Source organism: uncultured Rothia sp. (genome assembly GCF_963507905.1).
Classification (GTDB): Bacteria; Actinomycetota; Actinomycetes; order Actinomycetales; family Micrococcaceae; genus Rothia.
Window position 1 is genome coordinate 42,117 of record NZ_CAUOUU010000006.1, and the last position, 26,153, is coordinate 68,269.

Here is a 26,153-nt window from a genome sequence, read left to right on the forward strand (position 1 = left end):
TTTTAACTCTACTCCCCCGCCGCTTTGAGGGGGCTGTTCACACAGGTTCGCACTATAAAGCAAATGAACACATTATCTAGGTTTAATGCTCTAAAAATATGTTCAGAAATTAAAATGATGAGGCTCGAAAGCTACGATGCTTTCGAGCCTCATCCAACACACAGACATTTGAACGCATACAAGATCATACGGTTCACTGTCTATCATAGACCCGCTCTGAGAGCCCACGGTATTTTTACGGGTTTATTACGAGGAATTCCGAAAAGTTTCCGTATTTTTCGTTTATTACCCGTAACAGCCCCCGGCTACCCCGTGCGGGGCTCCAGGGACAAACCCCAGGGCACAGAACCGAAAACCCTAGCGGCCCAGCTTCGCCGCGGTCTCCAGAGCATGGTCGGCGTCGTACTGCATAGCGTCATACGCGCCGGTTGCCTTCTGAGCCTCCACAAAGGTCTGCTCATCAATCACGTGAGTGTGGCGGATACGAGCAAAGTACAGCAGGCTCAGGACCACAAAGTAGCCCACACCCACCACAGCCGGAATCATGGAACCGCGCACCATGAAGAGCGCAACCCACACCGCGAAGAGCAGCAGAACGCCAACCGCGGCAGTGAACTGGCCACCCCACAGGCGGAAACCATCGGTCGCAGGCTCAACACGCTTGTACACAATGTAGGCGAATAGAATCAGAACCCACACGGTCAGCGCGCACACCATAATCACGAAAATCATGGAGAGGAACGCTTCCTTCGGGCTGTACAGCGCCAGCAGAATAGCAATCACCATACCGCTGGTCGACAGCCATACCGCACGAGCCGGAACGCCAGCGCGGTTCACCTGAGCCAACTGGCGAGGCGCCATGCCGTCAGCCGCCAGGGAGTGCAGCAGACGCGCACCCGCGTACAGGTTCGCGTTCGCGCTCGACAGCGCCGCAATCAGCACCACAAAGTTCACGAAGTGCGCCACACCGTGCACACCCAGCTGCTCAAAGACCAGAACGAACGGGGAAGCATCCACCGCGTCGCCCAGACCGGATGCCGAACGCCACGGGATGACGGCAACAACAATCAGAACCGCCAGCACGTAGAAAGTCGCCAGGCGAATCATCATCGCCTTCGCCGAGGAACGCACCGAACGGGAGGGGTCCTTCGCCTCCGCGGCAGAAATCGAGATCATCTCAATACCGCCGAAGGAGAACATCACAACGGCAAGCGACAGCCACACCGACTGCAGGCCGTTCGGCATGAAGCCGCCGTCATTGAAGAGGTTAGCGGTACCCACCGCGGCGTGACCGGGCAGACCGAAGAAAATCAGGCACAGGCCCACCAGCAGGAAGGCAACAATCGAAATGACCTTAATGGAAGAGAGGAAGAACTCCAGCATGCCGAAGGACTTCACGCTCGTCAGGTTCAGCACAATCAGCGCCACACCAAACGCCGCGATACCCGTCCACAGCGGAAGCTGCGGCCACCAATAATTCAGGTAGGTCGCCACCGACACCAGCTCAACGCCGGCAATCAGCACAGTCGCCGTCCAGTAGGCGATGCGAGTCAAAAAGCCCGCGAACGGGCCCAGGTAGCGGGTAGCAATAGTACCGAAACCACCACGGACAGGGTAGCGAACCGCCATTTCACCGGTTGCCGCACCAATCACCGAAGCGAGCGCAGAACCAATAGCGTAAGTGAGAATGACCGCAGGACCAGCCATCGCAATAGCGGTGCCCGAACCCAGGAAGAGGCCCGTACCGAGCGCGGAACCCATCACAATCATGGTCATCTGTCCGTGGGACAGAGAACGCTTCAGGGTGCGCTGCCCGGCGGTCCCCGCTGCAGCCTGGCTGCGGGTATCGTCGTTGTGGGACACGAAGGTGCCTTCCGTCAGTACGCCTTAGGGGCGTGATGTGCAATGTGTGCTCGCACCCGGCTTCCGCGGCCTCATATCCTCGGTGACAGGTGCGAATAGTTAACTATTCTACGGGCACGCCCGAGCCGTTCAGAACGGCGCCGCCGGAACCTGCAGAAAGCGAAAGGCACTGAACGGGGGTGCTCCCCCATCCGGTGCCTTTCATGGTTCAGCCTCTCGAGGCTTTCACGCTATTTAGTGCTGTGCCGCATTGGTGTCTTCGTCGGCGTGCATAGCGTCCAGGTCGGGGCGCTCATAGCCGCCCTTAACCTTCGAGGAGATGGCGTAGCCAATAGAAATCAGCACGAAGAAGACGATGCCGACCATGATGGATTCCTGAACACCCGAGCCGGGCAGCATGAACATTGCCGCCAGGGTCGCCAGGACACCCGCCAGAGCCAGACCTGCGGTGACGCGACCACCCAGCACCGTGAAGGAGGAGGCGTCCCCCTGGTCCTTCTTGTACGCCTGGTAGGTCAGCAGAATCATGACCCACACGATCAGGATGCACAGGGTCACCAGCGCCATGAGCAGGGCAAAGATGTCGCCAATCTTGGCAACAGCCATCACGGTTGCCACAACAACGCCGGTGAAGGAAATCAGCAGAGCCACGACCGGCACGCCACGCGAGGAGGTGCGGGCAGCCACTGCGGGAGCCATACGGTCAGAGCCCAGGGCGTGCAGCAGGCGGGTTGCCGCATACAGGGAGGCGTTCGCACCCGAGAGCGCAGCAACGAGCACCACGAAGTTCATGATGTCCGCCGCGAAGGGGATGCCCAGCTCAGAGAAGACGAGCACGAACGGCGACTCGGTCAGCTCCGAGTTCTGTGCGGCGGTCTGCCAGGGCACCAGGCACAGAATAATCGCCATGGACACCACGTAGAAGGTGGACAGGCGCCAAATCATTGCCTTCACGCTGGTTGCCACCGAGCGTGCCGGGTCCTTCGCCTCCGCTGCGGAGAGAGAAATCATTTCCACACCGCCGAAGGAGAACATGACAACAGCCATCGAAATCCAGATAGATGCCGGGCCGTTCGGCAGGAAGCCGCCGTCGTTCACGAGGTTTGCGGTACCCGCCGCAGCGTGGCCGGGCAGACCCACGAACACCAGTAGCACACCAATCACCATGAACACGATGACGGCAGAAACCTTAATCGACGAGAGCAGGAACTCCAGGGCGCCGAAGGACTTCACGCTCACCAGGTTCAGCACCAGAATAATCGCACCGAAGAGGGCAACGAACACAGCCAGGGGAACGTCCGGGAACCAGTACGCCATGTAGTGGCCAACCGCCACCAGCTCAGCACCGGCCAGCGGCACGGTGCACGCCCAATACGCCCAGCGAGTCAGGTAGCCGCTAAAGGGGTTCAGGTATCGGCTGGCAATGGTGCCGAAACCGCCCTGGACGGGGTGACGCACGGACATTTCGCCCGCGCACGCAGCAATGGTTGCCGCAATCATCGAACCAATAGCGTAAGAGAGAATTGCGCCGGGGCCCGCGATTTTAATGGCGGAGGAGGAGCCCAGGAACAGGCCCGTACCCAGCGCCAAGCCCATTGCAATCATGGTCAACTGGCCGTGGGAGAGGGAACGATTCAACGAGTCGTTCTTCTCCGACTGCTCGGGGGTGTTCCCCTGCAGTTTAGACATAACGTATCTCTTTCTTAGACATGCTGTGTATTGAACAAATCTGAAAAGGCAATGCCGCCCAGTCGTTAGGCCGGGCGGCTCTGCACATCAGCTGTAAGGAGGTTAGCCTATGCCACGTACTCGAGTTCGTGACGCTTGAACCAACCAATAATCGGGTAGCTGATCGGCATGAGGAGCACCTCGACCAGGCACTTATAGATATAGCCAATCAGCACGTAGTTGATGAACGCTTCCGGGGTGTCGATGCCGAGCACCGGTGCGGCAATCGAGCAGAAGATGAGGGTGTCGAGCAGCTCACCAACCAGGGTGGAGACAATCATGCGCAGCCATAGGAAACGGCCCTTGCTTGCCTTCTTCATTGCCACCATGACCCATGCGTTCAGGGTCTGACCGAAGAGGTAGCCGAGCAGGGAGCCCGTAAAAATCTGCCAGACCGGGCCGAGAACCTGCTCGAACGATTCCTGGCCTTTGTAGAAGCTCGCAGCGGGCAGGTGCACAATCAGCAGGAAGCACAGGGCGGCAAAAGCAGCCGCGGCGAAGGACGCCACAATGGCTCGGCGGGCACGCTTGAAGCCGTACACCTCAGAAAGAAGGTCGCCAATCACGTAGGCGAGCGGGAAAAGGAAGAAACCACCATCGGTGACAATGGTCGAGCCAATCAGGGGCAGCTCGAAGGGCAGCGGACCGAACTCCACGCCCTTGGTTGCACCAATATTCGAAATGATCAGGATGACGCAGGATGCGCCCAGCAGCAGATCAAAGTAGCCGCGGCGACCAGCCCAGGGCACCTTGACGGTGCTCGTCTGAGCCTTAGATTCGCTAACGGGTTTAGCCATTACTTTCCCCAAGTCTTTCTTCATGCGATGTGTTTCTTCACGTAGGGTACAAGCCCTCACGTGTGGTGGGTGAGTGCGCTATGCAGGGCGCTACTCACCGGCTCGTCTGCCACCCGAGCCTATCTAATAGTACCTATATGCCGTGGCGGCGGCAGGTTTACGGGCTTCGTTCAAGAGTGTGGACGCTATATCCACCTGGCTACCCGGTGCGGGTGCCTGCGGAGCCACCTCATCCCGGCGGCGGCAGAACCCCCGCACCTACAATGGAGGTATGAAGAATCTGAGCCGCAGAGTTCACCGCAGCGGAGTTCACCGTACCGGGCAGGTGGCGTCCCCGCTGGAGGCGGGGCGTGCTTTACGCGCCTCGGTGCAGCGCTCGGTGCGCCGCGCGGTTCGTGGCTCTCTACGGCGAGCGCGGAGGCGGCGGTACCGTAACCAGCGGCGGCTGAGCGCGCATATTCCGCGTCTGCATCCGCTGTTTACCTATACAGCGCAGGTTGTGCGTACCGGTCTTTCTCTGCTGGAGCCGATGCTTCTGGCGTCCTCTGAGCTGCTCGGTTACCGGTCGTTTACGCATCGGGGCCGCAATATCTACTACCGGGTCGATAATCTGCATCTTTTGTCCGAGTCTGATTCAGCGCCCGGCGTGCTGTTCTATTTTGATGGCGACCACCTCTCCCGTGTGGGTAGCCGTCTGTTGCGCCGCACCTCCCCCCTGCGTACCGAGTTGGCGCAGGTGGCGGCTGAGTTCAATATGCTGTCGGTGCCGGTGTTGGCGCCGGGTAGCCTGCGGGAGCCGCGCCTGACGGATGCCGGCTCCTATGCGCCTCCGCTGACCTATAACTGGTGGGTTCGTGCCCGCTCAAACGGCAGGATGGTTCGTGCCCTGATTGAGAAGATTGCCCTGGCGTACAAGGTGGATATGAGCCGCGTCTGGCTTGCGGGCTATTCGGGTGGCGCGGAGTTCCTCAGCTACGAGCTGCTGTCACACGATATTGAGTGGATTCGTGGAGGCGGCGCGACTTTCATCGGTGGAGGCGGTGCTGACGGCGTGCCGGCTCGGGTACGTGAGCGGGCTGCGCTGAATCCTTCTTCGCATGAGCACCTGTTGATGAGCTGGCATGTGGGTGTGTTGGATGGGCGTTCGCCGTCGGGTCGTCGGCGTATGGCGACCAGTGCGGAGGGGAGCTGGTCGGCGCGTATTGCGGTGCAGGAGGGTAGTGCGTTCTATGAGGGTTTGGGGGCGCGGACTTTGTTGCAGGTGACTCCGGGACGCGGTCATACGGGGTATCCGATTGCATCGTTGGTGGGTGCTGATTTGGCGGCGGCGACTCGTTTGGGCTTCTTGTAGGGGGCGGTTATTTCGTCATAAACGTGAAAATTCGCATGGATTGGGCAAATTTCTTGGTGACACATTCAATAAATTCGTCATTTGCTGACGATTTGGGGTAGAGTGTCACTATGCCTCGTATTTCTGCAGCAACCAACGCCGCCCAGCGCGAGAACACCAAGCGTGCCATTCTCAACTCCTTCGGCGAGATCCTCTACACCCGCGGCCTGCCCGGCCTGACCATGACCGACGTCGCCAAGAACGCCGGCATCGGCCGCACCGCGGTCTACAACTACTTCGCTGACATGGGTGAACTGCTGGTCGCATACGCCCTGGACGAGACCGAACGCTTCCTCAACGAACTGCGCGTCGGCCTGGAGGGCATCGAGAACCCGATTGACCAGCTCGCGGTCTACATTCGCCTGCAGATCAACGATTTGGCGCGCCGCCACCTGCCTCCGGGCCCGGCGATGCGCTCCATGCTTTCCCCCGAGTCCTATGCGAAGCTCGGCAAGCACGTGCACGAGCTGCAGATGGTGCTGGCACATATTCTTTCTGCCGCCATTGCTGAGAACTACATTCCGAAGAACGACATTCGCGAACTGGCGATGCTCGTACACGGTTCCCTCTCCTCAAGTGCGGGTCGCGCGGAGGACGCACCGGATGAGGAGACTCGCGAACGCCAGATTCTGAGCACTATCCGTTTTATTCAGATGGGCCTGGGTGCACGTTTTGACGCCGAAGGCAACCCTGTTCGCCTGGACTCCGAGGAGTCTCTGCCGGAGCAGTCGCCCGTGCAGGAGGCGAACCTGAAGGTCGCTTCCTAATGGTTGAGCGGGCTGAATAGCTACATGTAATGCCGCGAACCTGATGCTTCTTTGCATCGGTCCGCGGCATTTTCTGTATTCGGGTGGGTTTTTACGCGGTTAGATTTTTACGCGCCGGGTAGGTTTTTAGGCGCCAGGCAGCAGTGCCGGGGAGATGGAGTCCAGGTCCAGTACGCGCGCGTACATGACGGCGCGGCGGTGCAGGGCGTTACGCAGTGCGCGGTGCACGCCGTCTTCGAGGTAGAGTTCGCCGCCCCATTTGACCACGTGCGGGAAGAGATCGCCGTAGAAGGTGGAGTCTTCGGCGAGTAGGGTCTCGAGGTTGAGGGTTTTTTGGGTGGTGATGAGGGTGTCGAGGCGTACCTGCCGCGGCGGGATTCCTCCCCAGTCGGCGTGGGTCATGCCGTGCTGGGGGTAGGGGCGGCTGTCGCCTACTTTTTTGAAGATCATGGTGGTGCTTTCTGCAGGTCTGGGGCGCCCCGGCGGTGCGTGGAACCGTGGGGTTCTGAAGAAATAGTACCAAGCGGTATAAAAAATCCCCGGTCTTAGAATCTAAGACCGGGGATCGGTGGCGGAGGATGGGGGATTTGAACCCCCGAGGGCTGTTAACCCAACACGCGTTCCAGGCGTGCGCCATAGGCCGCTAGGCGAATCCTCCAGCTATGTTTTCTACGCATTGCGTAGGCAACGAATAAAACTTTACTACGCTTTTGTAAAGCATGCAAGCCCCGAATAGAAAAAGTAACAGAAAGCACATTTATGGGTGCTTGTGCCCCCTGTTTTTGGGCGAAGCGTTAGCGGAGCGGGCACGCAGTGCATCTGACGGGTGCCCAATTGCCTAAGTAGCCATTTTTGGGCATGAAAAAACCTCCTACGCAACCGCTGAGGATTCGGATTCTGAGCGAGCGAAGAATCAATCCGGATCCGAAGCCGCGGAGCGCCAGCGGAGCGGGCACGCAGTGCATATGACGGGTGCGGACTACCCAGGTACCCGTTTTTGGGTAAAAAAAGACCTCCTACGCACCCGTCATAGCTCGAATACCCTTGCTACCTTCCGGTCCTGGGGGAGTTTTCCAAGATAACGCCACGTAAGAGGCAAGAACCAGTGTACCGGATTTTTGGGTTCTTGGGAATTCGGCGCCTCCGCGGTATTTCTGTGGGCGTACATGCCGCCCGGGTGAGCGTCCATAGTAGATGTCACGGTGGCGGTGTTGTGCTGGGGTGCTGTAGCAGCGTGTTCGCCGGTGACTATCGGCCACTCGGGCCGGGGGTAAAGCGTCTAAAATGGTAGGGATTGTCCTATCCGCACCCCGAGTTGAAGAGGTTGCCGTGAGCACTGCCCTTTATCGTCGTTATCGCCCCGAGACCTTTGCTGAGGTTATCGGGCAGGAGCACGTGACCGAACCTCTTATGGTCGCTCTGGAGAAGAACCGTGTGAATCACGCGTACCTGTTTTCGGGTCCGCGTGGTTGCGGTAAGACCACGTCGGCGCGTATTTTGGCGCGTTGCTTGAACTGTGCGCAGGGCCCGACTCCTACTCCGTGCGGTGTGTGCGATTCGTGCCGTGAGCTGTCGCGTGATGGTGGCGGTTCCCTTGACGTGATTGAGATGGACGCGGCGAGCCACGGCGGTGTGGATCATGCCCGTGACTTGCGTGAGCGCGCTACTTTGGCGCCGGTGCGTGACCGTTACAAGATCTTCATTATTGATGAGGCTCATATGGTGACCCGTGAGGGTTTCAATGCGCTGCTGAAGATTGTGGAGGAGCCGCCGGAGCACGTGAAGTTTATCTTTGCGACGACTGAGCCGAATAAGGTGCTGGGTACGATTCGTTCGCGTACTCACCATTACCCGTTCCGTCTGGTTCCGCCGGAGGTTCTTCTGCCGTTCCTGCAGGGTCTGTGCGATCAGGAGCAGATGGCTGTGGAGCCGGGTGTGCTGCAGCTGGTGATTCGTGCTGGTGGCGGTTCGGTGCGTGATTCGCTGTCGATTCTTGATCAGCTGATGGCTGGTGCGTCTTCGCAGAGCGGTATTGAGTATGACCGTGCGGTGGCGCTGCTGGGTTATACCCACGCGCAGCTTCTGGATGAGGTTATTGAGGCGTTGGGTGCGAAGGATGCGCCGACTCTCTTTGGTGCGGTGTCTCGTGTGGTGGCGACCGGTCAGGATCCTCGCCGTTTTGTGGAGGATCTGCTGGAGCGTCTGCGTGATTTGATTGTGGTGAAGGCTGTTCCGCAGGCTGCCGGTCAGATTTTGCAGGGTGTTCCGCAGGATCAGTTGGAGCGTTTGGCTCAGCAGGCTCAGGCTCTGGGTGAGCGCGAGCTGACGGTTGCTGCGGGTACGGCGAATGAGACTTTGAATGGTATGACGGGTGCGGCGAATCCGCAGCTTCAGCTGGAGTTGCTGTGTGCTCGTCTGCTTCTGCCTGCGGCGGAGGGTTCTGCCGGTGGCGCTGAGGTGGCGGCGTTGGCTTCTCGTCTGCAGGTTTTGGAGCGTCGCGTGGCTTCTGGTGTTGCTGGTTCAGTTCCGGCGCAGGGTGGCATGTCTGCTGCTCGTGCGGCGGGTATGGCGGCGGCTGGCCTGATGCCTAAGGCTCAGGCTCCTAATACGCAGACTCCTAGCGCCCCGATTCAGGAAGCAGCTCAGGAGGCGGCTCAGCCCGCACAGCAGCCTACTTCTCAGCAGGCAGCACCTCAGCAGGGCAGTTCTCAGCAGGCAGCTCCCCAGCAGGCTAGCGCGGGTGCTCCCCCGCTGGCGGGCGCGCCCCTTGGCGCTGCGCCCCTTAGCGGTGCACCTCTAGCACCGACCGCGCAGGCCCCCGCTACTCCGGCTGGTGCTCCCCTGGCTGGTGCTCCCCTGGCGGGTAACACCCCGGCGGCACCTCATGCTCCGGAGGCGCCGAATACCCCGGCTGCTCCTGCAACTGATGCCGCTGCGGCAGGTACCCCCTCCGCGCCTTTGAAGCTTAACCCGAACGATCCGCTGGCGGCGGTTCAGGGTAATTGGCGTGCCATCCTTAACCGAATGAGCGTTCCGGGTGCGGCGGAGCAGCTGATGAAGGTGCGTCCCGCCCGCATGGACGGCGCGACCCTGTACGTGAGCGCCGATATTGCGACCCTACGCGCGGTCAAGGGTTTTGTGCCCGAGCTGACCGCCCGCGTGAGTGAGTTCCTGCGCCGTCAGGTGACCATTCACGCTCAGGTGGCGAAGCCCGGTGAACAGACCAAGCCTGCCCCTGCAGCTCAGCCCGCAGCGTCCAGTGCTCCCGCAGCGCAGCCTGCAGTTCCGGCGGCTGTTGCCCCGCAGGCGCCTCAGCAGCCCGTTCAGCAGACTCCCCCGCAGCCCGCTCAGCCGGCGCCGCTGGCTGATGGTCCGCGTGGCGGTGAGGATGCGTGGCGTCGCCACGGTCAGCCGCTGACCGGCGCAAACACCCCCGAGTCCACGAGCGTGGATGCACCCCTGGGTGCGTGGGAGGTTGCCCCGATTCCGCAGAGCGCCCCCGAGGAGGCACCTCAGCAGACTGCCCCAGTTGCCCCGGTTGCCCTGCAGGCACCGGTTGGTCCGCTTGCGCCTGAGCCCCCGCTTCCTCAGCAGGTGCCAACTAGTCCGGCGGGCGGTTTTGGCGAGCGTGATTCCTTTGCTGCCTCCGGTAGTGGAGTTCCGCAGCAGGAGAGCGCTGCTGAATCCCAGCAAGCACAGGAGCCCCCTCACGTGGAGGAACCTCCGTATGAGGAGGAGCCCCCTTTTGAGGATGAGCCTCCCTACGCTGAACCGGTTGAGGCACCCGCAATACCTGCTGAGCCTGTAGCACCGGCTGGGCCGCTTGCTGCTCCGGTTGCCCCGGCAGGACCCCTGGCGGCGGGTCCGTTGGCGGCTTCCCCGCAGGCAGCACCGCAGGATTCGGCACACCCGGTTGAACCTGCAGGTCCGTTGGCTGAGGCACCGCAGGCAGCTGTGGCTGATAATGCTCCGGCAAGCGATGAGAAGCCCGCAACGCCGGCTTCTAACGTACCTGCCACACCGGTTCCTAGCGCGCCGACTCCTAGCACACCGGTTCCTAGCGCACCGGCGGCACCGACTCGCCCGGCACGCGCCGCATCCGATGAGGACTACGTCTCTGAGGATGATGAGAAGGTCGAAAACAGCACCTTCATCGGTCTGCGCGCTATCGAAAAAATTATTGGTGGCACCGTCATTGACGAACGCCCCCTGCACCAGCCCTAATACGGGGTCGTAGGTGCCGCGCCCGCCATCGAACCGATGGCGGGCGCACTCATTCCAGCCGCATACTCGCTACGCGAAACGCCCCTAAACTGTCAGGGGTTGGGTGCATACTCATAACGTCGCCAAAGAACAACACACCGGCACAACACACCGCATTTGTAAGGAGAAGCCATGTACGAGGGAGCAGTTCAAAACCTCATTGACGAGCTCGGCCGCCTGCCGGGTGTGGGTCCCAAGTCGGCTCAGCGCATCGCTTTTCACATTCTGAATGCGGATGCAGCCGATATGGCGCGCCTAGCCAACGCCATTTCCACGGTGAAGACCAGTGTCAGCTTCTGTGAGGAGTGCGGCAACGTCTCCGAGACGAAGCTGTGCACCATCTGCCGTGATGAGCGCCGCGACCCGTCCGTGCTGTGTGTGGTCGAAGAGTCGAAGGACGTGGTGGCGATTGAGCGCACCCGTTCCTTTACCGGCCGCTACCATGTGCTCGGCGGCGCTATTAACCCGCTGGCTGGTGTGGGTCCGGAGCAGCTGCGTATCCGTGAGCTGGTGTCCCGCCTGGCGGATGAGCGCATCCAGGAGATTATTCTGGCGATGGACCCGAACCTTGAGGGTGAGGCGACCGCAACCTACCTGTCGCGCATGCTCGTGCCGCTGGGTGTGCGTCTGTCGCGCCTGGCGTCGGGTCTGCCGGTCGGTGGCGACCTGGAGTATGCGGACGAGATTACCCTGGGCCGCGCGTTGGAGGGCCGCCGCGTCATTAGCGAGGGCACGGCGGTGGCTCATACTGCCGCCGAGGATTTTGAGCGCGTGAACCGCGAGGAGGAGCAGGAGCGTGAGCAGGCGGCTCAGGTTCAGGCTCAGGAGGCGAAGCAGAGTCGTCGCCGCTGGAATTCGAGCATGTTTGATGACCTGGATTCTGAGGATTCTGCCGATTCCCGCGCGGAGGCGCCCGCCGCTGAGGGTGTGCAGGGCACGGTGGATGAGCAGCTGATTGAGCAGGTTCTGCGGGAGGCTGAGGGATCCGGCGAGGAAGAATCCCGCCGCGAGGTCTCACCCACCGATTCCGGCGCGGACTCTACGCCCGAATCAGCAGAATCCACCCCTGACCTGAGCGAAGACTCCGTTGAGGAAGCCCCGGCGAGTGCCGCCTCCGAATCCGCTGAAGCACCCGTAGCCGAGCAGGCAGAAGATGCGCCGGAGGTATTCCGCACCCCCGACTATGAGGAGAAGATCCGCTCGATCCAGAACGCCCCGTTGCGTACTCCGAAGCCGGATGTTCCGCCGCTGCCGGGTGTCACGTACGTGAACCCGTGGACCTAAAAACTCGCCTCCGCGGGCGTGCTGCACCCGCCTCCGCACCCCGTATCACCGCCCCGTAATACTACGTAATATTTCACGGGGCAATACATACGGGTGCACAGTTAGCCGCTTGTACTGAACGCCGTCTACTATAAATGAGGAGCCGGCGTCTGCCGGCAGCACACAAGTAACTGACCTGGAGATATCAATGAGCCTGATCGTCCAAAAGTTCGGCGGTTCCTCCGTAGCGGATGCGGAGGGCGTCAAGCGCGTTGCCCGCCGCGTTGTGGACACTCAGAAGGCAGGTAACGATGTGGTCGTCGTGGTGTCCGCTATGGGTGACACCACCGATGAGCTACTCGACCTTGCCGCAGAGGTCACCAGCAATGTCACTCCTTCCCGTGAGCTGGACATGCTGCTGACTGCCGGTGAACGCATTTCGACTGCCATCCTGTCGATGGCTATTAACGACCTGGGTGCTAAGGCCCAGTCTTTCACTGGTTCTCAGGCTGGCATGATTACTGACGGCGTGCACGGTTCTGCGCGTCTGGTTGAGGTCAACCCGGAGCGTATCCGCGAGTCGATTGAGGCTGGCAACATTGCGATTGTTGCTGGTTTCCAGGGTATGAACCGTCAGAGCGGCGATATTACGACTCTGGGCCGCGGCGGTTCTGATACGACTGCTGTTGCCCTGGCTGCTGCTCTGAACGCTGATGTGTGCGAGATTTACTCGGATGTTGACGGCGTGTTCACTGCCGACCCGCGCATCGTGCCGACCGCGCACAAGCTGGACACCATCACCAGTGAAGAGATGCTGGAGATGGCGGCTAACGGTGCGAAGATTCTGCACCTGCGCAGTGTTGAGTATGCTCGTCGTTTTAATTTGAAGCTTCACGTGCGTTCTTCGTTCTCGAACCTTGAAGGCACTATTGTGGTTCCGGAGGAGTCCGCGGAACTGACCCCCACCCATCTGAAGGAGATTCCCTTGGAGCAGCCCCTGATTTCTGGTGTCGCGCACGATCGCACCCGCGCAAAGATTACTGTTGTTGGTGTTCCGGATGTTCCCGGTTCGGCAGCTAAGGTGTTCGGCCTGATTAATGAGGCGAAGGTTAACCTGGACATGATTGTTCAGAACGTTCCGACTGACCGCCCCGGTGTGACCGATATTTCCTTCACCCTGGATCAGACTCAAGGCCCCACCGCGCTGGAGGCGCTGGAGGCTGCTAAGGCTGAGCTGGGCTTTGAAGAGGTTATTTACAACGAGTCGGTTGGTAAGCTGTCGCTGGTTGGCGCGGGCATGAAGACTAACACGGGTGTTTCGTTCACTTTCTTTGAGGCCCTGTCTAACGCTGGCGTGAACATTGACATGATTTCGACCTCGGAGATTCGTATTTCGGTGATTACTGAGCTGAGCAAGCTGGATGAGGCTGTTCGCGCGGTGCACACTGCGTTCGGTCTGGACGCTGAGGGCGAGGCTACTGTTTACGGTGGTACTGGCCGCTAAGGTTTAGCTCGTTTGTGAGCTGTACGCTTCGGGAGGGGCGGTGCTGGGTTTTCTCGGCACCGCCCCTCCCCTTTGTCTGTCTATAGGTGAAATAACTGAAATACTTTACAGTTATTTCAGATACAAGGTAGAGTTATAGCTACTGGACTACATTTTGCGAGGTTCTAACTTACTTGAGCTAAGCACCAAATGCAATCCAGTAATACAAGGAAGGAACAAAGATGCCCAACACCCAACTCCTGCAGGAAGAAACCCTTAATCAAGCCCAAACCGAAGCAAAAAAGCTACTTGGGAACTCAAACGAAACTGCCGTTACTCTGACCGTTTCAGGGAATGAAAGCCAGGAAATCGGTGATGCGCTTAGCCAAGTTATTCAACAGGTTTTGCATGCTTTAGCACAGGGCCAGCGCATCGAGATTCAGACCAGCCCACAGTACTTGACCACTACTATGGCAGCTCGTCGCATTGGCATCTCACGCCCGACCCTTATGAAGGCTATTCGTTCCGGCGAGCTCCCCGCGTTCAAAGTAGGAAGCCATTTCCGCATCCGCACCGGGGACGCAGAAGTTTTCCGCAAGACCCTTTTGGAGAAGACCATCGCTCAAAAGGAACAAGCTCTCAAAGACCTTTGGAAATTTGAGGAAGAGAACAATCTCAACGACATTATCGGAGGACCTGCGTGGTAAAAGAGAGTACATTATCAGATGCTGAATCTGTCCTACTGGATACGAACATTCTGATGTCTAAGACTCTTCGCGATTGGATTCTCCTTTTGACAAAGGAGAGTGACTACAGATTTTTCGCTCCATACGTATCCACCGGAATCATGGATGAGTTTGGATACCACACACGCCGAAAGGACCCGATGATTCATGATGCAAAAATTGAGAAATGGAAACAACAAATCCTGACATCCTGCAAGTCCCTAACCGCAGGTTTCCCTGTTGAACCAGTTGCTGGCTTTCCCGATATAAACGATCTTCATGTACATGCTGCTGCCCAACACGGCGGCATGCACGCATTAGTCACCGATGACCGCAAACTGCTCGATTATGCTTCCACGGAAGAAGCTCAGAATATTCAAAATTATGAGACACTCAGCGCGGATGATTTTCTGATGCAATTCACCGAATACGCTCATCCCTCCTTATTTGCGGAGGTCTATCTTTTCCAGGAATCTTATGCTCACTCTAAGGGATTCACGGAGACTGATATTCCTCGCGCACTTGAACGAGCAGGAGCGGGTCAATTTGCCCGCTATCTTCGGACTGCAGTGATTAATAGCCCACAGTTTGTCGATTTTGAGCGTGAGTTCAAAGCCCGGTCTTCTAGTAACTAGATAGACATTGCTACATCCGCTACCTTGTCACAGCATCGTTTAGGCTAGAAGCATGAGTAGTGTTGTATTTTCCCAGGTGATGGATGCCCGCGAATGGCGTGCCGCCCAGGCAGCGCATGAGGCGCGTGCCGGCCGCTACGCCGACCCGTTTGCGCAGCGTCGCGCCCGCCACGAAGTGCACCCCGTGGAGGACTTCCTCTTCACCTACTACACGCTCAAGCCCGGCCAGTTTAAGCGCTGGCACCCCGGCGCCGGCATCATCCTGCTGGATGCGCCCGAACGCGCCTCCTGGCGTTTTTACCGGCCCGCAACCGAGCAGGAACTCCTTGAAGCTGGTTGCACCCTGCAGGTGGCGCGCGCCCAGGCGGATGCCGCCTCCGCCGTCACCGTGGACGTCACCGATTTTGTGGAGCGCCGCGCTACCGCCCTCGCCTTTACCCACGAGATTCTGCGCAACACCGCCGCGAAGAAGGGTCAGTTCGGTTGCTTCGGCATGCACGAGTGGGCGATGGCGTACAAGTCGGTGGAGAACAATATCCGCCACGACTACCTGCAGTTGCGCCTGGGTGCGGAGGGTACGGACCGTGTGGTGGAGGAGCACCGCATCCGTTGCTCGCATTTTGATGCGTTCCGTTTCTTCATGCCGCAGGCGGCACCGATGAACGAGCTGCAGCCGACCCGCGAGACGCAGCGTGTCCTGGAGCAGCCGGCATGCCTGCACGCGAACATGGACGTGTACAAGTGGGCGTACAAGCTGCTGCCGCTGGTTGATTCGACCCTGGTCATGGATTGTTTCGACCTGGCGTGGGATGCGCGCGAACTGGATATGCGCGCGGCCCCCTACGATATTCGTGACTGGGGGTATGAGCCGATTCCGGTGGAGACGACCGAGGGTAAGGCTGAGTACGTGCGGATTCAGCGTGGGCTGTCGGAGCGTTCGATTGAGCTGCGTGAGCGTCTGCTGCGGGTGTGCGAGCGCTATCTTCCACCCCTCGAGGCGTAAAAGACGTGATTCGAGCCTCTTAGGGTATCCACCAACCGAACACATACCCCCGTTACGGTCGTTAGTACGGTAAGATGAGATACGGCTCATACAGAACCCACGCACCCAAGGAGTGCCCACACATGGCCCGTATTGTTGTTGATGTTATGCTCAAGCCCGAAATTCTTGACCCGCAGGGTAAGGCTATTTCTCACGAGCTGCCCCGTATCGGCGTTGATTCTTTCGTTGATGTTCGCCAGGGTAAGCGCTTCGAGCTGACCGTCGAGGGTGAGGCAACCGAGGAGCACCTCGCAGCTGCCCGCAAGGCTGCTGAAGAGTTGCTGTCGAACCCCGTCATCGAAGATGTTGTGAACGTTTCGGTTCTGGAGGACTAATACCTATGGCAGAGTCCCTCGCACCTACTGAAGTCCCCCTGGTTGGCGACTTTTCTACTTACTCCCCGAACCCCGCTTTCGCTGATGCACGCGTTGGCGTGGTGACTTTCCCCGGCACTCTGGATGACCGTGACGCTGCACGTGCTGTCCGTTTGGCTGGCGGTACCGTCGTTGAGCTGTGGCACGACGACGCTGATTTGAAGAACGTTGATGCCGTCATTATTCCTGGCGGTTTCTCCTACGGTGACTACCTGCGTGCTGGCGCTATTGCTGCGAAGGCTCCTGTGATGCGTTCGGTGATTGATGCCGCTAACGCTGCTGGTACCTCCGGTTCCGCACCTCTGCCTGTTCTGGGTATTTGCAATGGTTTCCAGATTCTGACTGAGTCTCACCTGCTGCCCGGTTCGATGATTAAGAACGATCACCGCAAGTTCATTTGCCGTGACCAGATTCTGCGCATTGAGAATAACTCCACCTCCTGGACGAGCAACTACGCTGCTGGCCAGGAGATTGTTGTTCCTCTGAAGAACCAGGACGGTCAGTATGTTGCTGACCAGAAGACTCTGGAGGCGCTGGAGGCTGAGGGTCGCGTGGTGTTCCGCTACGTTGGTTTCAACCCGAACGGTTCCCGTAACGACATTGCTGGTATCAGCAATGAGCGCGGTAACGTAGTCGGTCTGATGCCGCACCCGGAGCACGCTGTGGAGCCTGGCTTCGGTCCTTCCTCTTCTGGTTTTGGTGAGGTTTCTCTGCGCGGTGGCGCCGATGGTCTCGGCGTGTTCACCTCCGTTCTTGCCAACCTGATTAACGCCCGCTAACGCACGACAAGGATTCAAAGAAGTTATGAGCGAAAAGCAGTTTAACCTCGACACCGTCGAGCACGCGGCGGCAACCCCGGACACCGAACTCCCCTGGGCTGAGCTGGGCCTGAAGGAGAACGAGTTCGAGGATATTAAGGAGATTCTTGGTCGCCGTCCTACCGCGGCTGAGCTGGCAATGTACTCGGTCATGTGGTCCGAGCACTGCTCCTACAAGTCTTCTAAGGTTCATCTGAAGCAGTTCGGTGCGAAGGTCACCGATGAGATGAAGAAGGACCTGATGGTCGGTATCGGTGAGAACGCCGGTGTGACCGATATTGGTGACGGCTGGGCTGTTACCTTCAAGATTGAGTCCCACAACCACCCCTCGTACGTGGAGCCCTACCAGGGTGCTGCGACCGGTGTGGGCGGTATTGTGCGTGACATTATTTCCATGGGTGCACGACCGATTGCTGTGATGGATCCGCTGCGTTTCGGCGCGATTGATCACCCGGACACCGCCCGCGTTATTGGCGGCGTGGTTGCCGGTATTGGTGGTTACGGCAACTCCCTGGGCCTGCCGAACATCGGCGGCGAGGTTGAGTTCGACTCCTGCTACCAGGCAAACCCGCTGGTCAACGCACTGGCTGTGGGCATTATGCGCCACGAGGACATCCGCCTGGCGAACGCATCGGGCGTGGGCAACAAGGTTGTTCTGTTCGGTGCACGCACCGGTGGCGACGGTATCGGCGGTGCGTCGGTGCTGGCGTCCGAGTCTTTCGATGACACCAAGCCCTCGAAGCGTCCTGCCGTTCAGGTGGGCGACCCCTTCGCAGAGAAGGTTCTGATTGAGTGCTGCCTGGAGCTGTTCAAGGGCTCCGTGGTGGAGGGTATTCAGGACCTGGGTGCTGCGGGTATTTCCTGCGCAACCAGCGAGCTGGCTTCTAACGGTGAGGGCGGCATGCACGTGGACCTGACCAAGGTTCTGCTGCGTGACCCCACCCTGACCCCGGGCGAGATTCTGATGTCTGAGTCTCAGGAACGCATGATGGCTGTTGTCTCCCCCGAGAACGTGGAGCGCTTCGAAGCGATCATGAACAAGTGGGGCGTGGAGTACTCCTTCCTCGGTGAGGTCACCAACTCTGGCCGCCTGGTCATTGAGTGGGACGGCGAGGTCATCGTGGATGTTGATCCCCGCACTGTTGCACACGACGGCCCGACCTACGAACGTCCTTACGCACGCCCCGAGTGGCAGGATGACGTTCAGGCTAACCACTTCACCGGTTCGGCTGCTGACGATTCCCGCCCGCGCGGTAAGGAGCTGGGCGAGGCAATCAAGGCGTTCATGGCGTCCCCGAACATGTGCTCCAAGTCCTGGATCACTAACCAGTACGACCGCTACGTTCAGGGCAACACCGCCCTGTCCATGCCGGATGACGGCGGCGTGGTGCGCGTGGACGAGAACACTAACCTCGGTGTTGCTCTGGCGACCGACGCCTCCCCGCGTTTCACCTACCTGGATCCGTACGAGGGTGCTCGCGCGTCCTTGGCTGAGGCGTACCGTAACGTTGCGACCGTTGGTGCACGCCCCGTTGCTGTGTCTGACTGCTTGAACTTCGGTTCTCCCGAGGATCCGGACGTCATGTGGCAGTTCGCTGAGGCTGTTCGCGGCCTGGCTGATGGCTGCATGGAGCTGGGTGTTCCGGTGACCGGCGGTAACGTGTCCCTGTACAACCAGACCGGTGGCAAGGCTATTAACCCGACCCCCGTGGTGGCGATGATGGGCGTGATGGATGACGTCACCCGCCGTACCCCTTCGGGTTGGGCCCCTGAGCATGACGGTCAGGCTATCTACCTGCTGGGTACCACTCGCGATGAGCTGGACGGCTCCGAGTGGGCTCGCTTCAAGGGTCACCTGGGCGGTCAGCCGCCGAAGGTTGATCTGGCTCTGGAGCGTCAGCTGGGTGACATGCTGGTGAACATGTCTCGTGACGGCATGATTGATGCCGCGCATGACGTGTCTGCTGGTGGTCTGGCTGCGGCGCTGTCGGAGGCTTGCCTGCGTTTCAACACCGGTGCCCGCATTGGTCTGGGTGAGGTTGCTGAGCGTGACGGCCTGGACCTGTTCACCCTGCTGTTCTCGGAGTCCCTGGGCCGCGTTGTGGTTTCGGTTCCGCGTTCTGAGGAGGTGCGCTTCAAGGATATGTGCACCGCTCGCCAGTTCCCCTTCGCACGTATTGGTGTGGTGGATGCTGAGTCGAACGCTCTGGACTTCCAGGATGAGGTTTCTATTGACCTGGATGAGCTGCGTGCAGCTCACGAGGGTACTCTCGCTTCTTACTTCGGTGAGGTTGCGAAGGGCTAGTCTTCGGCTAGTTTGAGACAAACGCCGAAAGGGGCGGATGCTTGTGAAAGCATCCGCCCCTTTTGTTATGCCCGCAGGCTTGTGCCCGCGAACTTGTACGTTGGGTGTTTAGGCGTTGAGGCGTTTAGGTTTATGCCTCGGCGACCTCGCGGCCCAGCTGCGCGAACAGGGAGGCGTTGATGCGGAAGCCTTCGATGCATTCGTCGATGAGGGCTTCGCGCTGTTCGTCGGTCATGGGTGCATTGTCGAGCAGTTCGCGGTAGCCGTCCTTGAAGACCTTGGGCTTGGGCAGTTCGGTGAAGCGGTACATGCTCAGTGCTTCGGCGGGGATGCCGTAGTGGCGGCTGACCAGCGCTGCGACTGCCTGGCCGCCGGAGAGATCGCCAAGGTAGCGCAGGTAGTGGTGTGCGAGGTAGCGTTCGGGGGAGTTGACGGTAGCGCGGATGCGCTCTACGTATTCTGCGGTTGCGGGCAGGGGCGCGTCGATGTCGCCGTCCTGGCCGAGTGCGCGGATGTCTGCGCGGATGTATTCTGCGCGGTCGAGGCCGGGGTGGGTGAAAGGTTCGGTGATGGGGTTGGGTTCTGCGCGGTAGTGTGCGGAGACTGCTTCGAGTGCTTCGTAGATGTGCACGTACTGGTTGATGAGGCGCAGGTATGCCTCGGTGTTGAGGGAACCGCCCATGAGGTCTTCCATGAAGGTGGAGTGTTCGGCGTTGTCGTGGACGTGCTTGGTGCTTTCCTTCAGGCGTGCGGAGAAGCGTTCCTGGGTGGTTTCGGGGGCGGTCACGGTCATTGTGAGTTCCTAAAGTGGGTTGTGGGTGAACAATAAATGTTTTAGTGACATGATGTCACCAAAACCTGATAATGACATATTGTCACCAAAAACCGGTTTTGGCAATAGTTTTCAAAAACTTTTGCTAAGGTATACCTCATGCACAAGTCACCCTAGGCATTAAGTTACACAAACATAGGCTAATAGGGCTAGACTTGATACGAACACCACAATCACAAAATTCAAGGAGACACCGAATGTCTACCCCCTCTCTCACCAAGCGCACCTGGGCGTTCTTGGCTTCAGCAACCATCGGTCTCAGCGGCGTCGCTGGCGTACCCGCGGCCTTCGCAGCTGAAACCAACTCCCACATCAGCGCCGGTGAGGTAACCGCAGCCTCAGAGCAGAGCCTGCAGGACGTCACCGTCAACTGGGGCCTGAAGAAGTCCTTCCGCTCCTACATCAACGGTCCCTTCTCCCAGGGCTCCCAGAAACTGACCGGCGTCACCACCAACGAAGACGGCTCCTACCACTTCACCTCCGCCGAAGGCACCGTAGCCAACGGCGAATACTCCGTCACCTTCACCGGCTCCTCGATTCACTACACCGCACACCACGGTCTGCTGGAAGTCATCATCTCCGACCTCTCCGTCACCATTAAGGACGGCGTGGGCACCGTGCGCGCCAACGTTCAGTCGCGCCCCTACAACGGCAACACCACCCCGAATGACCTGCTCGAGACCAAGAACATGACCATTGGCACTTTCAACGCCTCCGGTCTGAAGGTTGAGGGTAACACCATCACCCTGCCCAGCGTTGACGAGGAAAATGGCACCCGCGTCAAGCTTTCCGAAGAGGCAACCGGCGCCTTCGCGGGCTTCTACAAGGCAGGTCAGGAGCTGGATGCACTCGGCTTCTCCGCAACCATCGTGACCAAGGAAGCACCCGCGCCGAGCCCTGAGCCCAGCAACGAGCCGACCGCAGCGCCCTCCTCCGCGCCGACCAGCGAGGCGCCCAAGCCCGCTGACCCCAAGCCCGCAGAGCCCACTTCTGCTGCGCCGAGCGCAGCACCCACCTCCGCGGCGCCCTCCTCCCCCGCCGCAACCACCGAGCCCAAGCGTGACGAGAAGGTCACCGGCAACGTCGTCGAGTCCGGCACCCTCAGCTGGGATATCCGTGAGTCCTTCCTGAAGTACCTGACCGGCTTCGCGCACGGCTCCGTGAACGTTGAGGGTATGGAGAAGACCCCGGCTGGCGGCTTCAAGTACACTCAGGCATCCGGCGTGTACAACCCCGAGACGAAGACCGGTCAGATCAACTTTGCGGGCACCGCAGAGTTCACCGGCCACAACGGCCAGCTCAAGAGCACCATCAAGAACATGCGCCTGGTCGCCGTCAACGGCAAGGGCACCCTGGTCGCTGACGTGGACGCGCTGACCCTCGACGGCAAGTCCGTTTCCAAGACCGGTCTGGTATTCGCTGAGGTGGACCTCTCCGGCGCGAGCGTGAAGGACGGCGTCTTCTCGGCGCAGAACGCGGCAGTCACCCTCACCGATGAAGGTTCCACTGTGCTCTTCGCGGGCCAGTACCGCGGTGCCGACAAGGCCATGGCACCGCTGAGCTTCTCCGTAAAGCTCAGCGAACGGACCGCAGAGAACACCGTTGAGGTTCCCCGCGTCTCTGAGAACAAGTCCTCCGATAACAAGGGTTCTGAGAACGGCTCCTCCGATAACAGCTCCTCGAACTCCTCCGATAACTCCGGCGCTAACGGCTCCGGCTCTAATGGTTCGGCAGGCACCTCCGGCAGCGTTTCTAACGGCGGTTCTTCCTCAAACGGCTCTGTCAGCAACAACCCGGCACAGCCGGTCTGCGTACCCGTCACCCGCACCCGCGAGGTGCAGGAGCAGGGCGCATCCGACGGCACCATTAAGAGCGCAAACCTTGGCTGGGGCGTGCGTGATTCCTTCCGCAACTACGTGCGCGGCGGCATCGCAAACGGCAGCTGGGAGCTGAACGGCACCTCCTACTCTTCGGATGCGTTCAACTGGTCTAACGGCACCGGCACCTTCAAGGGTGGTAAGGGTTCTATCTCCTTCAGCGGTTCGGTTCGCTTCACCGGTCACCACGGCATTTTGGACACCACCATTGCGAACCCGCGCCTTGAGATTAACGGCAATTCCGGCACTCTCTACGCAACCATGAACAGCAATGACCCCTCCGGCAAGGCAACTAACTATGGTGAGGTGGCACTGCTGAAGGTGGATCTTTCGGGTCTGCAGAGCTCCTCTGACGCTGTGAGCGTCAACGGTGCGGCAACCACCCTGACCGCTGAGGGCGCGAAGGCGTTCGCTGGCTTCTACGACGCCGGTAAGGACATGGCTCCGCTGAGCTTCTCCGCGGCGATTAACGGCGCGAAGACCACCACCAAGACCGTGTCCGAGACCGTCTACGAGGGTGAGGGTTGCGACCCGGTCACCGGCAAGCCTCTGGCTTCCACCGGCGCCTCCGGTGTTGAGGGCACCCTGGTTGCAGGCTTCATCGCTGTTGCAGCCGGCGCGGGTACCGTCGTGTACACTCGCCGCCGCAAGAAGGCATAACGGCACCTCACGAGGATGCCCACACTGTCGGCTCGCCTGTGAGACTCAACCATGAGGTTCACCGGTGAGCCGACACGGTCCGTGCGGGGGTGCAGATTTTCACTGCGCCCCCGCTTCAGGTGCCAGGTTTTGCCCCGGCGCCTACTCCAGTTTTTCTAGCTCCCCTTTTTTCTACGAGACTACGATGTTTTCTTCCCTTTCCTCTTCTGCCCTGAACCGCCGCGATGCAATGAAGTATGCGGCATTCTCCATCACTTCCGCGTTCCTGCTGAGCTCATGCGGTGTGGGTACTCAGAACCCGGCCGCTTCTTCAAGCACTTCGCAGGCTGTGGTGGATGAGCAGAGCACCCGCACCGTTTTGGAGAACCTGGCGGATCAGCTGCGTTCTTCTATTGCCCCTGATCAGAAGGCTCTGCGCGGCCCCAACAGCGCCGCGGACACCCCCGAAATTCAGCCGATGGTCGACACCCCCACTCCGGCTTTCCCGGTGACGTTCAAGGATTTCAACGGCACTGAGGTGACCGTTAAGTCCGCTGACCGTGTGCTGGCGCTGGATCTGTACGGCACTCTGGCTCAGCAGATGATTGCGCTGGGTCTGGGCGGTCGCCTGGTCGGTCGTGTCACCTCCTCGACCGAGCAGTCGCTGGCTCATCTGCCGCTGGTGACCCAGAACGGTCACGACCTGAACGCTGAGGCGATTCTGGCGACCTCCCCGGACCTGGTGCTGTGGGATAAGAGCAACGGCCCGATTGAGATTGTGGATCAGCTGCGCGCAGCGGGTGTGACCGTCGTGGTCTTCGATCATGAGCGTCGTATGGATAAGATCATTCCGCAGCTCAAGGCTGTTGCGCAGGCACTGGGTGTTCCGGAGGCGGGCGAACAGGTTGCTGCCCGCGTGCAGAAGGACCTGGATTATGCTCTGCAGGTGCTCAAGGACGTTGCCCCGAAGGGTGAGCAGCAGGTGTCGTTCGCGTTCCTGTACGTGCGCGGTACCGCTGGCGTGTTCTTCGTGCTCGGCAAGGGTTCGGGCGCTGACGATTTGATTCAGGCTATTGGCGGCAAGGATGTGGCGTCTGAGCAGAACGCAACGAATATTATTCCGGCGACCAGTGAGGCGCTGGTGAAGCTGAACCCGGACGTCATTCTGACCATGAGCGGCGGCATTAAGTCCACCGGCGGTTTGGATGGTTTCTTGGCTCGCCCGGGTGTGGGTGAGACGACTGCCGGTAAGAATAAGCGCATTATCGATATGGGTGACGGCCAGATTCTGTCCTATGGCCCGAATACTCCGGCGGTGCTTTTGTCGCTGGCTAAGGCTGCGTACTCGACTCCTGCGGGGGGCCAGTAGTGGCTACCGTAAAGAGTGCGGCGGGTGCGCGGGATTATCGTGCGTCGCGTCGGCGTCGTGCCGGTCTGACGTTTACGTTTTTGGCGGTGGCACTGTGCGTTGTGATGGTTCTGTCTGCGGGTTTGGGTCAGTACAATATCCCGACTGATCAGGTGGTTGCTTCTGTGGGCCGCCGCCTGGGTCTTGCGCCGGAGAACCCGGCGATGCAGCTGGCGGATAGCACTCTGTGGAATATCCGTTTCCCGCGTGTGCTGTTGGGCGTGCTGGTGGGTGCCGCTTTGGGTACTTCCGGTGCGGTGATGCAGTCGGTGTTTGGTAACCCGTTGGCTGAGCCGGGCGTGATTGGTGTTTCCTCGGGTGCGGCAGTTGGCGCGTGTTTGTCGATTGTGTTGAACCTGCAGTTCTTCGGTATTTTCACGACTCCTGCATTCGCGTTTGTGGGTGCGCTGGCGGCTACCGCGCTGGTGTATTTCCTGTCGCGATCTTCGGGCCGCGCGAAGGTTCTGTCGATGATTTTGACGGGTATTGCGGTGACTGCGGTGGCGAATGCGATTATTGCGTTCCTCATGTTTATTGCTGATACGACGAGCCGCGATCAGATTGTGTTCTGGCAGATGGGTTCGCTGAACGGCTCCACGTGGAAGGCTGTGGCGAGCGTGTGGCCGGTTATTCTGATCGGTTTGGTGGCGTGTTTTGTGATGGCTTCTTCGCTGGATGTTCTGGCGTTGGGTGAGCGTGCGGCGCAGCATTCTGGCGTGAATGTGGAGCGTCTGCGTGCGGTGTCTATTGCGGCGACGGCTTTGTTGACAGGTGCTGCGGTGGCGTATGCGGGCATTATCGCGTTTATTGGTCTGATTATTCCTCACCTGTTGCGCATGATTTTGGGTCCGTCGAACCGTGTGTTGTTGCCGGCTTCGGCCTTGGGTGGCGCCCTGTTGATTGCGCTGTCTGATTTGGGTGCGCGTACGCTGGTACCTTTTGCTGATTTGCCGATTGGTATTTTTACGGCTTTGGTGGGCGGCCCGACGTTCTTCGTGTTGTTGCGTCGTTCCCTGGGTCAGGGCGGAGGTGCTTCGTGAGTGAGTTGTTGAGCCTGTCCGGTGTGTGTTTTAACGCTGGTGGGCGTCAGATTTTGAATGATGTGTCTCTGTCTGTTGCTGCGGGCGAGGTTGTGTCGCTGATTGGCCCTAATGGTGCCGGTAAGTCGACTCTATTGGGTGTGATTGCTGGTGATATTGCGCCCAGTAACGGTGAGATTCTGCTGGATGGCGCCCCTCTGGGTTCGATTCATGCCCGTCAGATGGCGCGTCAGCGTGCGATGCTGCTGCAGAAGTTGAATGTGGCGTTTTCGTACACGGTGCATGAGGTGGTTCAGATGGGCCGCACCCCGTGGAAGGGTACGGAGCGCGCTGAAGAGGATGACGCCGTGGTTGCTTCGATGATGGAGCGTACGTCGGTGACTCATTTGTCGGATCGCGATATTACGACTCTGTCCGGTGGTGAGAGTGGTCGTGCGCATTTGGCGCGTGTGTTTGCTCAGCAGACTCCGCTGATTCTTTTGGATGAGCCGACTGCGGCTCTGGACATTACGCATCAGGAGCAGACGTTGCGGGTGAGCCGTGAGTTGGCTGCTGAGGGTGCTGCGGTGCTGACGGTGCTTCATGATCTGGATGTGGCGGCTGCGTATTCTGACCGTATGGTGTTGTTGCGTGGTGGTGAGGTGGTTGCTTCGGGCGCCCCTGAGCAGGTGTGTTCGGCGGAGTTGTTGTCTGAGGTGTATCAGCATCCGATTGAGGTGTTGAGGCATCCGGTGACGAATCGTTTGTTGATTCTGCCCGAGCGCTGATTCTGCCGGAGCGCTAACTCTGCTAGCGCGCTGATTCTATGGGGCGTTAGCGAACTGTCCCGCATACACTTTCCACCTCAAAATATACCAGTATTCGCATATATTAAATCTCCGTTCTGGAATGACTGAAATATCAG

Annotated in this window: 20 protein-coding genes, 1 tRNA gene and 1 other RNA gene; 15 read left to right on the forward strand and 7 right to left on the reverse strand. The window is 59.4% G+C overall.

What is annotated here, in order from left to right; genetic code table 11:
• Positions 1-357: 357 nt before the first annotated feature.
• The 3 genes from RQ593_RS05345 to RQ593_RS05355 form a co-directional block, all read right to left on the reverse strand.
• Entirely contained in the window at positions 358-1,863 is a 1,506-nt protein-coding gene (locus RQ593_RS05345) for an amino acid permease (RefSeq protein ID WP_012904185.1), read from the reverse strand.
• 234 nt (positions 1,864-2,097) lie between these two features.
• The gene (locus tag RQ593_RS05350) at positions 2,098-3,552 is read right to left on the reverse strand and encodes an amino acid permease (RefSeq protein ID WP_012904186.1); all 1,455 of its coding nucleotides are present in this window, start codon (positions 3,550-3,552) and stop codon (positions 2,098-2,100) included.
• Between the two features lie 107 nt (positions 3,553-3,659).
• Positions 3,660-4,388 (reverse strand): queuosine precursor transporter, encoded by a 729-nt coding sequence (locus RQ593_RS05355; protein WP_311450013.1) that lies wholly within the window; start codon positions 4,386-4,388, stop codon positions 3,660-3,662.
• Between the two features lie 271 nt (positions 4,389-4,659).
• On the opposite strand from RQ593_RS05355, the gene RQ593_RS05360 reads away from it, so the two are divergent.
• On the forward strand, positions 4,660-5,739 hold the full coding sequence (locus tag RQ593_RS05360; protein WP_311450014.1) for a hypothetical protein: 1,080 nt from the start codon (positions 4,660-4,662) through the stop codon (positions 5,737-5,739).
• A 110-nt stretch (positions 5,740-5,849) separates the two neighbouring features.
• Complete coding sequence (locus tag RQ593_RS05365) at positions 5,850-6,545, forward strand: TetR/AcrR family transcriptional regulator (RefSeq protein WP_311450015.1); 696 nt, start codon at positions 5,850-5,852, stop codon at positions 6,543-6,545.
• Positions 6,546-6,671: 126 nt separating this feature from the next.
• On the opposite strand, the gene RQ593_RS05370 is transcribed toward RQ593_RS05365, so the two are convergent.
• The 3 genes from RQ593_RS05370 to ffs form a co-directional block, all read right to left on the reverse strand.
• Positions 6,672-6,995 carry a type II toxin-antitoxin system VapB family antitoxin gene (locus RQ593_RS05370; RefSeq protein ID WP_303980473.1) on the reverse strand — a complete coding sequence of 108 codons (324 nt, stop codon included), beginning with the start codon at positions 6,993-6,995 and terminating at the stop codon, positions 6,672-6,674.
• A 119-nt stretch (positions 6,996-7,114) separates the two neighbouring features.
• Positions 7,115-7,203, reverse strand: a tRNA-Ser gene (locus tag RQ593_RS05375).
• A gap of 346 nt (positions 7,204-7,549) precedes the next feature.
• An RNA gene (gene ffs, locus RQ593_RS05380) (signal recognition particle sRNA small type) lies at positions 7,550-7,646 on the reverse strand.
• A 228-nt stretch (positions 7,647-7,874) separates the two neighbouring features.
• On the opposite strand from ffs, the gene RQ593_RS05385 reads away from it, so the two are divergent.
• The 9 genes from RQ593_RS05385 (at position 7,875) to purL (ending at position 19,453) form a co-directional block, all read left to right on the forward strand.
• Entirely contained in the window at positions 7,875-10,769 is a 2,895-nt protein-coding gene (locus tag RQ593_RS05385; protein WP_311450016.1) for a DNA polymerase III subunit gamma and tau, read from the forward strand.
• 171 nt (positions 10,770-10,940) lie between these two features.
• Positions 10,941-12,092 (forward strand): recombination mediator RecR, encoded by a 1,152-nt coding sequence (gene recR / locus RQ593_RS05390; RefSeq protein WP_311450017.1) that lies wholly within the window; start codon positions 10,941-10,943, stop codon positions 12,090-12,092.
• 187 nt (positions 12,093-12,279) lie between these two features.
• Complete coding sequence (locus tag RQ593_RS05395) at positions 12,280-13,575, forward strand: aspartate kinase (RefSeq protein ID WP_311450018.1); 1,296 nt, start codon at positions 12,280-12,282, stop codon at positions 13,573-13,575.
• A gap of 221 nt (positions 13,576-13,796) precedes the next feature.
• Entirely contained in the window at positions 13,797-14,261 is a 465-nt protein-coding gene (locus tag RQ593_RS05400) for an excisionase family DNA-binding protein (protein ID WP_311450019.1), read from the forward strand.
• Positions 14,255-14,914: a PIN domain-containing protein gene (locus RQ593_RS05405; protein WP_311450020.1), complete on the forward strand. Its 660-nt coding sequence runs from the start codon at positions 14,255-14,257 to the stop codon at positions 14,912-14,914. Before RQ593_RS05400 ends, RQ593_RS05405 begins: the two co-directional genes overlap by 7 nt.
• A gap of 52 nt (positions 14,915-14,966) precedes the next feature.
• On the forward strand, positions 14,967-15,917 hold the full coding sequence (locus tag RQ593_RS05410) for a 3-methyladenine DNA glycosylase (RefSeq protein WP_311450021.1): 951 nt from the start codon (positions 14,967-14,969) through the stop codon (positions 15,915-15,917).
• A gap of 122 nt (positions 15,918-16,039) precedes the next feature.
• A complete protein-coding gene (gene purS, locus RQ593_RS05415; protein WP_005507194.1) occupies positions 16,040-16,291 on the forward strand; it encodes a phosphoribosylformylglycinamidine synthase subunit PurS in 252 nt (83 codons plus the stop codon).
• Positions 16,292-16,296: 5 nt separating this feature from the next.
• Entirely contained in the window at positions 16,297-17,109 is an 813-nt protein-coding gene (gene purQ / locus RQ593_RS05420) for a phosphoribosylformylglycinamidine synthase subunit PurQ (RefSeq protein WP_012904196.1), read from the forward strand.
• A gap of 25 nt (positions 17,110-17,134) precedes the next feature.
• Positions 17,135-19,453 carry a phosphoribosylformylglycinamidine synthase subunit PurL gene (gene purL, locus RQ593_RS05425; RefSeq protein ID WP_060823960.1) on the forward strand — a complete coding sequence of 773 codons (2,319 nt, stop codon included), beginning with the start codon at positions 17,135-17,137 and terminating at the stop codon, positions 19,451-19,453.
• Between the two features lie 130 nt (positions 19,454-19,583).
• On the opposite strand, the gene RQ593_RS05430 is transcribed toward purL, so the two are convergent.
• On the reverse strand, positions 19,584-20,246 hold the full coding sequence (locus RQ593_RS05430) for a biliverdin-producing heme oxygenase (protein ID WP_311450022.1): 663 nt from the start codon (positions 20,244-20,246) through the stop codon (positions 19,584-19,586).
• A gap of 236 nt (positions 20,247-20,482) precedes the next feature.
• Between RQ593_RS05430 and RQ593_RS05435 the strand changes: the two genes are divergently transcribed.
• The 4 genes from RQ593_RS05435 (at position 20,483) to RQ593_RS05450 (ending at position 26,016) form a co-directional block, all read left to right on the forward strand.
• A complete protein-coding gene (locus RQ593_RS05435; protein ID WP_311450023.1) occupies positions 20,483-22,822 on the forward strand; it encodes an HtaA domain-containing protein in 2,340 nt (779 codons plus the stop codon).
• A 184-nt stretch (positions 22,823-23,006) separates the two neighbouring features.
• Positions 23,007-24,170 (forward strand): hemin ABC transporter substrate-binding protein, encoded by a 1,164-nt coding sequence (locus RQ593_RS05440; protein WP_096740814.1) that lies wholly within the window; start codon positions 23,007-23,009, stop codon positions 24,168-24,170.
• Positions 24,170-25,249 (forward strand): iron ABC transporter permease, encoded by a 1,080-nt coding sequence (locus RQ593_RS05445; RefSeq protein WP_070688105.1) that lies wholly within the window; start codon positions 24,170-24,172, stop codon positions 25,247-25,249. Before RQ593_RS05440 ends, RQ593_RS05445 begins: the two co-directional genes overlap by 1 nt.
• On the forward strand, positions 25,246-26,016 hold the full coding sequence (locus tag RQ593_RS05450) for a heme ABC transporter ATP-binding protein (RefSeq protein ID WP_311450024.1): 771 nt from the start codon (positions 25,246-25,248) through the stop codon (positions 26,014-26,016). The genes RQ593_RS05445 and RQ593_RS05450 overlap by 4 nt, the downstream gene beginning before the upstream one ends.
• Positions 26,017-26,153: the final 137 nt, after the last annotated feature.